The 14,023-nt window shown below is 58.0% G+C and carries 12 protein-coding genes; 6 read left to right on the plus strand and 6 right to left on the minus strand.

The features are described 5' to 3' along the window. Nucleotides 1-33: 33 nt before the first annotated feature. From R6W86_RS03010 to R6W86_RS03020, 3 genes are all read right to left on the minus strand, one after another. Complete coding sequence (locus R6W86_RS03010) at nt 34-462, minus strand: hypothetical protein (protein ID WP_410327908.1); 429 nt, start codon at nt 460-462, stop codon at nt 34-36. A gap of 138 nt (nt 463-600) precedes the next feature. Further along, a complete protein-coding gene (locus R6W86_RS03015; RefSeq protein ID WP_410327909.1) occupies nt 601-1,962 on the minus strand; it encodes a carbohydrate porin in 1,362 nt (453 codons plus the stop codon). Between the two features lie 360 nt (nt 1,963-2,322). Further along, nucleotides 2,323-3,195: a MurR/RpiR family transcriptional regulator gene (locus R6W86_RS03020; protein WP_410327910.1), complete on the minus strand. Its 873-nt coding sequence runs from the start codon at nt 3,193-3,195 to the stop codon at nt 2,323-2,325. A gap of 216 nt (nt 3,196-3,411) precedes the next feature. Here R6W86_RS03020 and zwf point away from each other — a divergent pair, with 216 nt between their 5' ends. Genes zwf through R6W86_RS03035 form a run of 3 tightly spaced genes read left to right on the plus strand, consistent with a single transcriptional unit; the run spans nt 3,412 to nt 6,283 of the window. After that, the gene (zwf, locus tag R6W86_RS03025; protein WP_410327911.1) at nt 3,412-4,887 is read left to right on the plus strand and encodes a glucose-6-phosphate dehydrogenase; all 1,476 of its coding nucleotides are present in this window, start codon (nt 3,412-3,414) and stop codon (nt 4,885-4,887) included. After that, nucleotides 4,880-5,593, plus strand: a complete 714-nt coding sequence (gene pgl, locus R6W86_RS03030; RefSeq protein WP_410327956.1) for a 6-phosphogluconolactonase — start codon at nt 4,880-4,882, stop codon at nt 5,591-5,593. The genes zwf and pgl overlap by 8 nt, the downstream gene beginning before the upstream one ends. A 42-nt stretch (nt 5,594-5,635) precedes the next feature. Continuing rightward, nucleotides 5,636-6,283 (plus strand): bifunctional 4-hydroxy-2-oxoglutarate aldolase/2-dehydro-3-deoxy-phosphogluconate aldolase, encoded by a 648-nt coding sequence (locus tag R6W86_RS03035; RefSeq protein WP_410327912.1) that lies wholly within the window; start codon nt 5,636-5,638, stop codon nt 6,281-6,283. Nucleotides 6,284-6,345: 62 nt separating this feature from the next. On the opposite strand, the gene pyk is transcribed toward R6W86_RS03035, so the two are convergent. Next, entirely contained in the window at nt 6,346-7,794 is a 1,449-nt protein-coding gene (pyk, locus tag R6W86_RS03040) for a pyruvate kinase (RefSeq protein WP_410327913.1), read from the minus strand. A gap of 21 nt (nt 7,795-7,815) precedes the next feature. Continuing rightward, the gene (gap, locus tag R6W86_RS03045; protein ID WP_410327914.1) at nt 7,816-8,820 is read right to left on the minus strand and encodes a type I glyceraldehyde-3-phosphate dehydrogenase; all 1,005 of its coding nucleotides are present in this window, start codon (nt 8,818-8,820) and stop codon (nt 7,816-7,818) included. Nucleotides 8,821-8,991: 171 nt separating this feature from the next. Here gap and edd point away from each other — a divergent pair, with 171 nt between their 5' ends. The 3 genes from edd to R6W86_RS03060 are packed head-to-tail and all read left to right on the plus strand — an operon-like array spanning nt 8,992 to nt 12,412. Further along, a complete protein-coding gene (gene edd, locus R6W86_RS03050) occupies nt 8,992-10,812 on the plus strand; it encodes a phosphogluconate dehydratase (RefSeq protein ID WP_410327915.1) in 1,821 nt (606 codons plus the stop codon). Next, nucleotides 10,809-11,774, plus strand: coding sequence for a glucokinase (locus R6W86_RS03055; protein ID WP_410327916.1), 966 nt, complete (start codon nt 10,809-10,811; stop codon nt 11,772-11,774). The genes edd and R6W86_RS03055 overlap by 4 nt, the downstream gene beginning before the upstream one ends. A gap of 26 nt (nt 11,775-11,800) precedes the next feature. Beyond that, nucleotides 11,801-12,412 carry a uracil-DNA glycosylase family protein gene (locus R6W86_RS03060; protein WP_410327917.1) on the plus strand — a complete coding sequence of 204 codons (612 nt, stop codon included), beginning with the start codon at nt 11,801-11,803 and terminating at the stop codon, nt 12,410-12,412. Here the strand turns inward: R6W86_RS03060 and glpD are convergent. After that, nucleotides 12,409-13,917: a glycerol-3-phosphate dehydrogenase gene (glpD, locus tag R6W86_RS03065; protein ID WP_410327918.1), complete on the minus strand. Its 1,509-nt coding sequence runs from the start codon at nt 13,915-13,917 to the stop codon at nt 12,409-12,411. The two genes, R6W86_RS03060 and glpD, sit on opposite strands and share 4 nt — an antisense overlap. Nucleotides 13,918-14,023 lie beyond the last annotated feature (106 nt).

Consider the following 14,023-nt stretch of genomic DNA (forward strand, 5'->3'; position numbering starts at 1 on the left):
TGAGATATCGGGCCCGCACCACGGGCCGCGACCTTACTCCGCTTTCTCGATGTAGACTTCAGGTACTTCTCCGGTTACATCGAAGTAGATGCCGTAGACAGCGGTTTCCGGCGGTGTGAACCGGAAGTTTTCGAAGACGGCGGAACAGTTCGCCTTGACCGGTTGGCCAAGAGTCACCACCTTGTCTTTTTCCTCCGAGAGGTATCCGCAGTTGGTCCCGGCACTCCAGTTGGCATCGCCAAACTTGAACTCATAGGGCTGGCCGTCGGCCTTCAGCTCCACTTCTGTCCGATATAAGCCCGCGTCCACTTTTTTCACCTTGTACTCGGGCAGAGCATCCCACCAGGCAAATTGCCCGCGCAGGTATAGGGACTTGCTGTAATCCCGTTCGCCACTGGTGGTGGCGCAACCGGTGACGGCGAGTATGGACGCCAAGGCGAGGGTGACGAGTTTCTTGTTCATGGTATTACTCCTGTTGGCAGAGTGCCGCCGGCGAGGCCGGCGGTAGTAGAAATGCGTGTATTGATGGGCACAGGACAAAAAAGGGGCCGGCAAAGGCCGGCCCAAGAGGTCCAACGAGCGAGTGTGGGTTTTAGAGCCTTACCACCAGGCTTCGACCTGTGCGCCGAGACGAATGTTGCCATCGTCGTCACGGTCCTCGGCACGATCACCGAAGAAGGAGCCTGCGTACAGGCGAATGGTTGGGCGGGCCCAGAAGCTCGGGCCGGCGGACCATTCCTGGGCAATCACGACTTTATGCAGGTCCTTATCGTTGTCGGTGGACCAGACGTCGCCGTCGTAGTAGCCGGAGTCATAGCCGACTTCCAGGGTGGTCTTCATGATATTGGTCCAGTTGTACTCCGGTCGCAGGACCACGCTCATCAGGTGTGGATCCTGCTCGGCGGTGTTGCCGTAGGTTTTGCCCTGTTGATACAGCGCCGAATACCCCAGGTCTATCTTGTCGGTGAGTTTGATGACGCCCCAGTCCAGGAATCGCCAGCTCTCCTCGATGGTACCATCCCACCAAGTGCTGTTGAGGGATTCGCCGCCCCCATGGGCAACATAAGCCTCGTGGCCCATAGAGCCTTCTGCGTACTGGACAACAAACTTGTTGAAGCCGCCCATCATGCCCTGGGAATACTCGGCGGTCAGGAAGAAACCGTCACGATCGACTTCTTTGGCCAGTGCGTCCTGTGCTTCGTCCTGGGCTTCGGTCAGGTCGGCATAGCCGTAGATACCGATCAGATCCAGATTGCCGGAACCTACCGGGAAGGCATAGCGCAGGTCGACCTTGTTGTTCTGGATGTAGAAATCGTCTTCGGTATCACTGCTGTGGCGGGACGGGGTGTCGAAGTTGGTGACCGCGAAGGAGAACTTGCCGGCACCTATGTCAATGCCCTCAAGACCGGCGCCGTAACCGGAATTATTCACGTAGTACAGGTCAAGAATATGGACATCCTTGCGTTGGTAATAGCGCTTACCGGCCCAAAGAGTGGCTTCGGGGGCCCAACCGATAACGCCTTTGGCGGAACCGAATGCCTGGCGAAGTGCGATATCGCCGCCGCTCCAGGGTTCGGTGGACGCAATTGCTGTTTCTTCGTTGGTGAAGTCGATTCCGATGACTTCATTGGGTCCGCTCAATGACTGGTAATCGTTGCCCTGATTTTCGGCCTGGTAGGCCAGCATGGTATCGAAGCGAAAGATATTGCCATCCTGGTTAAACAGCTCATCACCCAGGCCCACTTCGCCGTAAGTGTCGCATTCATCACCCAGACGGCCGACGAGGTGGGCATTGGCGCCGCTGCCATAACAGAGCTGTTCGCCACCGTCGGAAGTTGTGCTCAGGCCTGCCCGCGCATAACCGTGAAAGTCTACCGCCATGACCGGCGTCGCTATCGCGGCTGCGGTTACCGCAGCAGCCAGGGGAAGTTTGCTAGCAAAAAAGCGCTTGTTATTTTGCATCATCTGTATCCTGTGCTTTTTGTCGTTTTAAGCGAGCCTCTGAGTGACTCCGAATCGCCTCTGCAAGCCCTGAGAGCTGCAGATGCAAGGCGCGGTTTGCAGTCAGTCAGAGGCTCCTTGCATGTCAGGGAAGCGGAGCGTCCGGAGTGTGCCGGGCGGGTCAGGCTTCCGGTTTCCGCGATGGCAGCTTCTGCCAATCAGACATTGGGAAACCGGATTTCATAGTCCTGTAACACCGGAGCCGGTACATCATCCGGGCCAAAGAATTTAGGGGGTGAGTATTCAGGGGGGAGGAGGGGCGTAGAAGGATGAGCCCCTCTCGGGAGGTGTTTGCTAACTTGAATAGAGATGGCTGGATGTTCAGCCCTGGGGGAAGCGGGTCGCCTTCAGGCTCTCCTTGATCTTCTTGAGATGGCCGAGGAAATCCGCGCCCCGCTTGAGTGTGACGCCGGTGGCCAGAATGTCGATCACGGTCAGATGGATGATCCGCGACGACATTGGCATGTACACCTCGGTATCTTCCGGTGCGGTAACTCCGAGTACAACCGTGCAACACTCGGCCAGAGGTGATTCCGGATTTGTGATGCCGATCACAGTTGCGCCATTCTCCCGTGCAACCTTGGCAATCTCGACGGTTTCCTTGGTCCGGCCGGTATAGGAGATGAGGACGATCACATCGCCCACCTGGGAGCCGGCCGCCACCATGCGTTGCATCAGGGCGTCGTCGTAGGACATGACCGGGATATTGAACCGGAAGAATTTGTGCTGGGCATCCAGTGCAACGGAGGCAGAGCCGCCCATGCCGAAAAAGTTGATCTGTTTGGCCTGGATCAGGTAGTCGATGGCGGTCGCCAGGGCCTTGGGGTTTAGCGATTGGCGCGCCTTGTCGAGGCTGGCGATGGTGCTGAGCATGATCTTGTCGGCAAACTCGGCAACTGTGTCGTCGGGTTCCACGTTCTGGCCGACGTAGGGCGTACCGGTGGCGATGCTCTGGGCCAGGCGGATCTTGAAGTCCGGGAAGCCGGTGGCGGAGAAGCCGCGACAAAAGCGGTTCACCGTGGGCTCGCTCACGTCCGCTGCGCGGGCCAGGGCTGCGATGCTGTAGCGGGTGGCAGCACTGGGATCCCGGAGGATGGCTTCGGCCACCTTGCGCTCGGATTTATTCAGGCTGTCCTGTCGGGCCTGTATATCTTCAAGCAGATTGTCGTCACGGTGCGACTGGTTCGCGGCCATGGTGTGGATACTCCCTGCATCTGGTGCAATGGTTATAAGAAAATCGGAGTGATTATACCGCTTTTTTGCACGGATTGGGGTAGTAAAAATGTCATGTAGCGCAATTTTTCCTTGGAAAAAATCGTTTCAGCTGTCATTATTTGTTTAAAATTACTACATCAGCGGTTGGGGCTGGTTAGGCTGTGACTGCTGTTCAATACCAGAGAGAAGGAACCAATGGTCAATAATATCAATACCCGTTGTGACCTTATGCTGTTCGGCGCCCTGGGGGATCTCGCCCAGAGGAAGCTGTTCCCGGCACTTTATCAGCTCGAACGGGCCGGGCTGCTGGCGGAGGGAAGCCGGGTGCTGGCGATTGCCCGCACCGAGGCGGATAGGCCGACCGTTCGCAAACAGCTGTTCGATAAGCTGAAGCATCACGTAAAGGAAGCGGAGTTCGACGCTGACATTGCCAACCGTTTCCTGGAGCGGGTGGATTACCAGTTGCTGGATTTCAATGATCCCGGCGGGTACGAAGCCCTGAAAGCATGGCGGGATGCTCCGTCCAATGAGCTCATTGTCTACATGGCGACACCCCCGTCGATGTACGGGGTCATTGCCCGAAACCTGAAAGCGGCCAGCTGTTGCAACGAAAAGACCCGTGTGGTGGTCGAGAAGCCAATTGGACATGATCTGGGGTCGTCAAAAGTCATCAACGACGAGCTTGGCGCGGTCTACAACGAAAACCAGCTGTTCCGTATTGACCATTACCTCGGTAAGGAAACTGTCCAGAACCTGATTGCCCTGCGTTTTGCCAATAACCTGTTCGCTTCCCAGTGGGACCAGAACCATATCTCCCACGTGGAAATTACCGTTGCCGAGAGCGTCGGCATCGAGGGGCGGTGGGGTTATTTCGACCAGGCCGGACAGATCCGGGACATGGTTCAGAATCACCTGCTCCAGCTGCTGTGCCTGATCGCCATGGATCCGCCAGCGGATCTGTCCGCGGATAGCATCCGGGATGAAAAGGTCAAGGTGCTCAAGGCGCTCAAACAGATTACGCCGGATATGATGGACAGCTACGTGGTTCGCGGTCAGTACACCGCCGGTACCAGTGATGGCAAGCCCGTTCCCGGTTACCTGGAAGAAGAGGGGGCAAACAAGGGCAGTGACACTGAAACCTTCGTGGCCCTCAAGGCCGAGATCGAGAACTGGCGCTGGTCGGGGGTGCCCTTCTACATTCGCACTGGCAAGCGACTACCGGAGAAGTTGTCGCAGATCATCATCCACTTCAAACCGGCACCGCACTACATCTTTGATCCGGACCAAAAACACCTGGCCAACAACAAGCTCATCATCCGGCTGCAGCCCGACGAAGGCATGGCGCTGAAAATCCTCACCAAGGATCAGGGCCTGGACAAGGGCATGCGTCTGCGCCAGGGTCCGTTGGAGCTGACCTTCTCCGAGACCTTTGAGACCGATCGTATTCCTGATGCCTATGAGCGTCTGCTTTGGGAGATCATGAAAGGCAACCAGTACCTGTTTGTCCGTCGGGACGAAGTTGAGTATGCCTGGCGTTGGGTGGACCAGGTGATCCGCAACTGGAAAGACAGTGGCGAGCCGCCAAAGCGATACGCTGCAGGGACATGGGGGCCGGTGGCCTCCATTGCCATGATCACCAGGGATGGGAGGAGCTGGTATGAAGATGCCTGATATCGTGCTGCCTGACGGAGTTCAGTCCTGCTTTGGTGAGACGCCGGAGGAGGTCGCCAGGGCCCTCGCAGATTCGGTCAGCCTGTTTCTGGAGCGGCGCCTTGAAGAGGCGCCACGGGCAAGTCTGGTGGTCTCCGGGGGATCCACTCCATTGCCTTTTTTTCGGGCATTGTCGGAGAAGCCGTTGGACTGGCGCAGGGTGGATGTTCTTCTTGCCGATGAACGCTGGGTCCCCGAAGGGGATTTGGCCAGTAACACCACGCTGGTCAAGGAGCACCTGCTTCGGAATCATGCCGCCGGGGCGCGTTTCCTGTCGCTCAAGCAACCGGGCGAGACGCCGGAGGAGGGGCTTGAGTCCGTCAAGCGTGAGCTCAAAGATCTGGCCCTGCCGATTGATGTTCTGATCCTGGGGATGGGAAACGACGGCCATACCGCCTCTCTGTTCCCGGACGCACCGGAGTTGTCCCGGGCCATGGACACCTCAAGTAACGAGATTGTGGCCGCCATGGCGCCGCCCTCCCAGGCTCAACGCCGGATAACGCTCACCTATCCAGTGCTGGCGGAGGCCCGGTTCATCGCCCTGCACTTAAAGGGTGATGACAAACTGGACACCCTGAAAGAGGCCGCGTCGAGTTCCGGTGAAGTGATGGCCATGCCGATTCGCGGCTTTCTGAAGCCCGGGCTGCAAATCTTCTGGAGCCCGTGACGGCTCTGGCATCCCGTCTTGAAAGAATTCTGGAGATAACAGATGAATCAACTATCCGACTATCACCGGGGCAGGGTTAAGGCCGTTCTCAATGCTTGCCCCCTGGTGCCCGTTATCGCGATCAACGACCCGAACGATGCTATTCCCCTGTGCCAGGCGCTGGTGGACGGTGGTATCCGCGTGCTGGAGATTACCCTGCGCACAGAGCACGGGGTGCGTGCCATCGAGCAGGTGCGCAAGGCCATTCCGGATGCTTGGGTGGGTGCCGGCACAGTCACCAGTATTGCCCAGTATCGGCAGGTAGAGTCGGCGGGGGCCCAGTTCGTGATCACGCCGGGTGTGACCGAGGCGATCCTCGAGTTCGGTGTCACCTCCGAAGCGGCGCTTCTGCCAGGAATCGCTACCGTCTCCGAGCTGATGATGGGCTACGCCTTCGGATACCGGGAATTCAAGTTCTTCCCCGCCGAGGTATCCGGCGGTCGGCCGGCACTGAAGGCATTCGCTGGCCCCTTCCCGGACGTGACTTTCTGCCCGACAGGTGGAATCAATCGCACCACGGCCAAAGACTATCTGGCCCTGGATAATGTGAAGGCAGTTGGTGGCTCCTGGCTGACCCCGGCTGATGCGATCGCTGAAAAGGACTGGGGTAGGGTCGCTGAAATTGCCAGGCAGAGCCTGGCCGGCCTCTGAGCCGGAACCGGCCCACAAAAAAACCCACCTGACTCGGTGGGTTTTTCTGTATCGGCGAGTGATCAACGAATGTCTGATCCGACCCGCACGATCTTCAGGGTGTTGGTGCCACCCTGGGCATTGACGTAATCACCCTTGGTAATCACCACCAGATCTCCTTCATTGACCACGCCAAGCTCGACAAGCTGTGCCACGGCCAGGGCATTGGTCTGTTCATTCGGAATCTTGGCGGAATCGAACGGCACTGTCTGAACGCCGCGGAACAGGACAACCCGGTGCTGGGTGGTGTGGTGCCGCGAGTAGGCAAAGATCGGCAGGCTGGATTTGATGCGGGACATCAGCCGGGGCGTGGCCCCGGTTTCGGTCATGCAGATGATCGCCGTCACCCCGTTCAGGTGGTTGGCGGCGTACATGGCAGACAGGGCAATCGCCTCGTCGACATGTTCCATGCTTTCGTGGATGCGGTGCTTGGACTGATGCATGGATGGGTGTTTTTCCGCCCCCAGGCAGATCCGCACCATGGCCTCGACGGCCTCGGTCGGGTAGTCGCCCACTGCTGTTTCGGCGGAGAGCATGACCGCATCGGTGTAATCCATAACGGCGTTGGCCACGTCCGATACCTCGGCGCGGGTCGGCATCGGGCTGGTGATCATGGACTCCATCATCTGGGTGGCGGTAATGACCACCCGGTTCAGGGATCGTGCCCGTTTGATAATGTGTTTCTGAACACCTACCAGTTCCGCATCGCCAATTTCAACCGCCAGATCGCCGCGGGCCACCATCACCGCATCGGAGGCCTCGATCACCGCATCCAGCGCCGCTTCGTCGTGGGCCAGTTCCGCACGCTCGATCTTGGCGACCAGGCCGGCACTAGAGCCTGCCTCGCTCAGCAACCTGCGGGCGGTGTGCATGTCTTCCGCGGTACGTACAAACGAGACAGCCACGTAATCCGCGCCCAGTTTGGCGGCGGTCACGATGTCCTGCTTGTCCTTCTCGGTCAGAGCCTCGGCGGACAGGCCGCCGCCACGCTTGTTCAGACCTTTGTTGTTCGAAAGCGGGCCGCCGATCAGCACGGTGGAGGTGATACTGTGGTCATCTACCGATTTCACTTCCATTTCGATGCGACCGTCGTCCAGCACCAGGATGTCGCCCAGGGCGACATCCGAGATCAGCTGCTCGTAATCTATACCAACCCGCTCGGAGGTCCCCGCCTCCTTGTCCATGGCGGCATCGAGCACGAAGGTCTGGCCGGCTTCCAGAAAGACCTTGTTCTCGGCAAAGCGGGCGATGCGCAGTTTGGGCCCCTGAAGGTCTGCCAGCAGGGCAACGAAGCGTCCCTGTGAGAGAGCCGCATCGCGAACCCGGCGGGCTCGGGCGATATGCTCATCGGCGCTGCCATGGGAGAAATTGAGCCGGGTCACATCAACCCCGGCTCTGATGATGGAGGCCAGGGCTTCCGGGGTATCCGTGGCAGGGCCAAGGGTGGCGACAATCTTGGTACGCCTGAGCATGGTATCTGTCCTTTGGTTCGTTTACTGACCGGCTTTGACGAGTGCGATGGCATTATCGAGCATCCGGTTGGAGAAGCCCCACTCATTGTCATACCAGGCCATGACTTTTACATGACGGCCAAGCACCCGGGTATGATTTGCATCAAACACGCTCGACAACGCGTTATGGTTGAAATCGATGCTGACCAGTTTTTCCGTATTGAAGCCCAGGATCGGGTTGCTTTTCGCTGCCGAGCGCACTGCTTCGTTGATTTCTTCAACCGAGGTGTCACGGCCGGCAATGAAGCCGAAATCCACCAGTGATACATTGATGGTGGGAACGCGGACCGCCAGTCCATCCAGTTTACCATCGAGGTCCGGAATCACCTTACCGATAGCTGCCGCGGCACCTGTTTTGGTGGGGATCATGGACTGGGTGGCAGAACGGGCCCGATACAGGTCGCTGTGGTAAACGTCGCTGAGTTTCTGGTCATTGGTGTAGGAATGGATCGTGGTCATCAAGCCGCTCTCGATACCGACGGCCTTGTGCAGAGCGTCGGCGACCGGCGCCAGGCAGTTGGTGGTGCAGGAGGCGTTGGAAATCACATCGTGCCCAGCTTCGAGTATGTTGTGGTTTACGCCATAAACAACCATGGCATCGGCGTCGGGAGAGGGGGCTGAGATAATAACTTTGCGAGCGCCGGCGCTCAAGTGGGCCGCGGCCTTATCCCGCTTGGTGAACAGCCCGGTACATTCAAACACCACGTCCACGTGGAAGTTTTTCCAGGGCAGTTCTTCCGGGTTGCGGATGGCGGTAATGGCAATTCGGTCACCGTTCACGGTCAGGGATTCGGCATCGTGGTTGACGACCCCGTCAAAGCGCCCGTGTACGCTGTCATATTTAAGGAGATGGGCATTGGTTTCCGCGTCACCGAGGTCATTGATGGCCACTACCTGCAGTTGATTCCGGTAGTTATTTTCATAAAGTGCGCGGAGGACGTTGCGGCCAATGCGGCCGAAACCGTTGATTGCGATGCGGATAGTCATGTTGTGACTCCTTTGTTGCTTGATTTTTGTTCGACTGCCTCTTTGGATGTAGTAAATATAACAACAAAAAAGTAATAAATGAACGTTTTCAGGTGGAATGATCAAAAAAAAGGAAGTAAAATTACGTCTATTGAAGACTAATTTATAATAAGTGAAGCAATGGAGTTCGCCATGCACCCCACCATCGACAAGGTCACCAAGCGAATCATTGAGCGCAGCCGCGCTACGCGGCGGGACTATCTGGATCGGATGAATGCCCTGAAAGCGCTGTCACCCCATCGAAGTTCGCTGTCTTGCGGCAATCTCGCCCACGGCTTCGCCGCTTGTAGCCCGGCTGACAAGGACACCCTCAAGCTCATGAATAAGGCCAACGTGGCCATGGTGTCCGCTTACAATGACATGCTTTCGGCCCACCAGCCCTATGAAAAGTTCCCGGACATCATTCGTGAGACTGCCCACAGCATGGGCTCGGTAGCCCAGTTTGCCGGCGGGACACCGGCCATGTGTGATGGTGTGACACAGGGCCAGCCGGGCATGGAGCTGAGCCTGTTTTCCCGGGACACCATTGCCATGAGCACGGCGGTGGCGCTCAGCCATAATATGTTTGATGCCACCTTGCTACTGGGTATTTGTGACAAGATCGTTCCGGGCTTGTTGATCGGCTCCCTTAGTTTCGGTTACCTGCCCACGATTCTGGTCCCGGCCGGCCCCATGCCTTCCGGTCTTCCCAACAAAGAAAAACAGCGGATTCGTCAGCTGTACGCCGAAGGGAAGGTGGGCAAGGACGAGCTGCTGGAGGCCGAAAGCAAGTCCTATCACAGCCCCGGTACCTGTACCTTCTATGGCACCGCCAACAGTAACCAGTTGCTGGTGGAAGTGATGGGGCTGCACCTGCCCGGCGCCGCGTTCGTCAATCCGGACACCCCCTTGCGGAATGCACTTACCCAGGCGGCCACCGAGCAGGTGATCCGGCTGTCCAAACCCCATGGTGGCGAGCTGGGCCTGGGCGAAATGGTGGATGAGAAATCCATCGTCAACGCCCTGGTGGCGCTGCTGGTGACCGGCGGCTCCACTAACCACACCATTCATTGGATCGCCATTGCCCGGGCGGCAGGTATCATTATCGACTGGAATGACTACGCGGAACTGTCCTCTGTTGTGCCGTCGATGACGCGGATCTATCCAAACGGCCAGGAAGATGTGAATGCCTTCCACGAGGCGGGTGGCACACCGTACCTGATCCGGGAGTTGCTGGACGCAGGCTATCTGCACAACGATGTCGAGACCGTGGTTGGTCACGGGCTTGAGCGTTATGCCCAAATGCCGGAGCTGGATGGCGACGAACTGGTCTGGAAGCCGGCGGTCGAGGAAAGCCAGTGGCCGGAAGTACTCAGCAGCGCCTCCGAGCCCTTTGCGCCGAATGGTGGACTGAGGGTCCTGGACGGCAATCTGGGCCGCGGCGTCATCAAAGTGTCGGCAGTGGCACCGGAGCATCATCGGATCGAGGCGCCTGCCGTGGTCTTCAACGATCAAAATGATCTGAAGGCTGCCTTTGAGGCGGGGGAGCTGGACAGGGACTGTATCGTAGTGGTCCGATTCCAGGGGCCGAAAGCCAACGGAATGCCCGAACTGCACAAGCTGACCCCGTATCTCGGCGTCCTTCAGGACCGCGGTTATAAGGTCGGTCTGGTGACCGATGGCCGGATGTCCGGCGCCTCTGGCAAAGTGCCTGCGGCGATCCACGTATACCCCGAAGCCCTTGATGGTGGCGCGCTTGCACGGGTTCGTGACGGCGACGTGATTTGCCTCGATGCCGACCAGGGTTCTCTGTTGATCCGGGTGGATGAGCCGGAATTCTCTGCCCGCGAGTCTGCAAAAGTGGACCTGTCCGCGTATCATCACGGGTATGGACGGGAGTTGTTTGGCTGGTTGCGCCGCTCGGCCAGCAATCCTGAAGAGGGCGCAAGCTTTTTCTGGAACCACGATGCATGACGGAAAAACACTATTCCCTGGTTGGTGATATCGGGGGCACGAACGCGCGTTTCGCACTGGTGGAGCGGGGCGATGTCCAGCCTCAGGCCATCGAAGTGCTGGCCTGCGGCGATTACGATAACCTCGATCGGGCCGTCGTTGACTACCTGCAAAAGGTCGGCGTCCAGTCCGTCAGCCAGGCTTGCCTGGCCGTGGCCTCACCGGTTCGCGGCACGCAGGTCCGGATGACCAACAACCACTGGCGGTTCGATACCGAGGAGGTTCGCCAGCAGTTCGGCTGGTCGGCGTTCAAGGTGATCAATGATTTTACGGCCATGGCGTTGGGTGTTCCGCACGTGTCCGAGGCCAACCTGGTGCACGTATGTGGTGGCCCGGGAGATCCGCGCCGGCCACGGTTGGTGATGGGGCCGGGGACCGGGCTGGGCGTCTCGGGTCTTGTGCCGATCAAGAAAGGCTGGGTGCCGCTGATGACTGAGGGCGGCCATGTGGACTTTGCCCCCACGGATAATGTTGAAATGGACATACTCCGCATTCTCAAGGCTCGTTTCGGACGGGTTTCCGTGGAGCGTATCCTGTGCGGGCAGGGCCTGCTCAACCTCTACCAGGCCCACGCGGAGATAAGAGGTGTTGCTGCCCCACTGGATGCTCCGGAGAAAATCACGGCGGCCGCTACGGGTGACAATGAGCCGCTCGCGCGGGAAACGCTCAGGCATTTCTGTGAGATCCTGGGCCGTACCGCGGGCAACGGTGTACTGACCCTGGGCAGCCTTGGTGGGGTGTACCTGTGTGGTGGCATACTGCCGCGGTTTCTGGACTTCTTTCTGGAGAGTCCGTTCCGGAACGGATTCGAGGATAAGGGCCGGATGCGCCCCTTACTTGAATACACGCCGGTATACGTGGTCACGGAGTCCTACACCGGCTTGCTCGGGGCCGCCGAGGCGCTGGCTAACCCGGAGGTCTGAGGCCATTGGGATAACAGGCGGCTGATATGACGGAAGATCTGGGCAGATTATCGTTTGATGAGCTGGTCCGGCGGGTGCGCGCCTGCACAATCTGCAAGGATGTCTTGCCACTCGGCCCCAGGCCGGTTATCCAGCTGAGCGAATCATCGCGGATTCTTGTGGTAGGCCAGGCGCCGGGGCGTCGGGTCCACGAGACCGGGCTGCCGTTCAATGATCCCAGCGGGGACCGGCTGAGGCGGTGGATGGGAGTGACTCGCGATACCTTCTACGACGAAGAGAAGCTCGCTATTCTGCCTATGGGGTTCTGCTACCCCGGAACCGGGAAATTCGGCGACCTTCCTCCGCGGCCCGAGTGCGCTCCGGCTTGGCGCGAGGCTTTGCTTGAGCGCCTGTCAGGCATCGGTATTACTTTGTTGATTGGTCAGTATGCTCAAGCCTGGCATCTGCCAGGAGCCCCGAAATCGGTCACTGAAAACGTGAGATTATGGCAGCGGCATTGGCCTGCTGTGCTCCCCATGCCGCATCCCAGCCCCCGCAACAATCTTTGGCTACGCCGGAATCCGTGGTTCGAGAACGAGGTGGTTCCGGCGCTGCAAGAGAGGGTCGGCCGGCTGCTTGAGCCCGAGGTGCACTGTTAGTGGCCATTTTCGGTAATTGGAGTTTTCATCAGATAACGGTCCAGGGCTTCAACCTCGGAGTGGGTGGCGTAGAGTCCCTGTTTGGTCCGGCGCCATAGAATATCATCGGACGTCATGGCCCACTCATTTTTCACAAGGTGTTGAATTTCCCTCTCATAAAGAGTTCCGGCGAAATGAATGCCCAGGTCGTCCATGGAGTTGCAGTCTTCGAGAATCTCATAGGCGGTCATACCATAGGTGCGAACATAGCGGCTGATAACCCGCTCCGAGAGCCACGGGAAATCCCTCCCCATTTTCTCTTCCAGTGAGTCGTGGTTTTCAAAGTTGCCACCGGGAAGCACGGCGGTCTTCGTCCACCGTCCACCGGCCTTAGGAAAGAACTGGCAGAGTTTGTCTGTGGCGGCTTCAGCGAGCTTGCGATAGGTCGTGATCTTGCCTCCGAATACCGATATTAGTGGCGCCTTGTCTTTCTCACCGCTCACCTCGAATGAATAATCCCGAGATGCCTTCTGAGCATTTTCCTCTTCGTCATCCATTAGTGGCCTTACACCGGAGTAGGACCAGATAACATCCGACGGTTCAAGTTGGCGTTTGAAGTTGGAATTGACGATGTCCAGCAGGTATTCCACCTCCTCCGGAGAAATCTTTGCTTTTTGGGGATCACCTTCGTAATCCACGTCAGTGGTGCCCACCAGGGAAAACTCGTCCTCGTATGGGATAACAAAAACGATTCGCTCGTCTTCGTTCTGCAGGATGTAGGCCTCGGTTTCCTTGTTCAGGCGTGGCACCACAATGTGACTGCCTTTAACCAGACGGATCATCTTGGGCGCGGGCATCGACAGGGTTTCGCCGAATAACTTGCTTACCCAGGGGCCAGAGGCGTTCACAATGGCTTTGGCCGACACCGTTTTTTCCGATTCATTGGTCATATCACGGAGGGTGACTTTCCATTCCTTGGGGCCCTGTTCCGCCTTTACGCACTTGGTGCGGGTCAGAATCTGCGCTCCGAACTGCTGTGCCTTTTTCGCCGTCAACACGACCAGGCGGGCATCGTCTACCCAGCCATCGGAGTATTCAAAACCCCTGGTAATATCCGGCTTCAGTGGATCGCTTTCATCAAACCGAATCGACCGGGATCCGGGCAGTATTTCCCGTTTCGCGAGATGGTCATAGAGAAACAGACCGGTGCGGATCATCCAGGCTGGCCGCAGGTGAGGGCGATGGGGTAGCCGAAATCGCATCGGCCACATAATGTGTGGCGAATTGCGAAGCAGGGATTCGCGCTCGGCCAAGGCTTCCCGGACCAGCCGGAATTCATAGTGCTCCAGATACCGCAGTCCGCCGTGTATCAGCTTGCTGCTGCTTGATGAGGTGGCTGAAGCCAGGTCACTCATTTCGCAAAGCAGGACCTTGAGGCCTCGCCCCGCCGCGTCCATGGCAATGCCGGTGCCGTTGACTCCGCCGCCAACGACAATAACGTCAAACTGATCGTACTCCGTAGTCATTGTTGGTCATCTCCTGACGCCAATGGAAAAGACGCTTGGTTGTATTGCGCACTTTTCGATATTCAACATGCGGTATTTCGGTATTATGCGAAAGGCAAGTATATTC

The sequence above is a fragment of the Marinobacter sp. genome (assembly GCF_046484525.1).
GTDB lineage: Bacteria > Pseudomonadota > Gammaproteobacteria > Pseudomonadales > Oleiphilaceae > Marinobacter.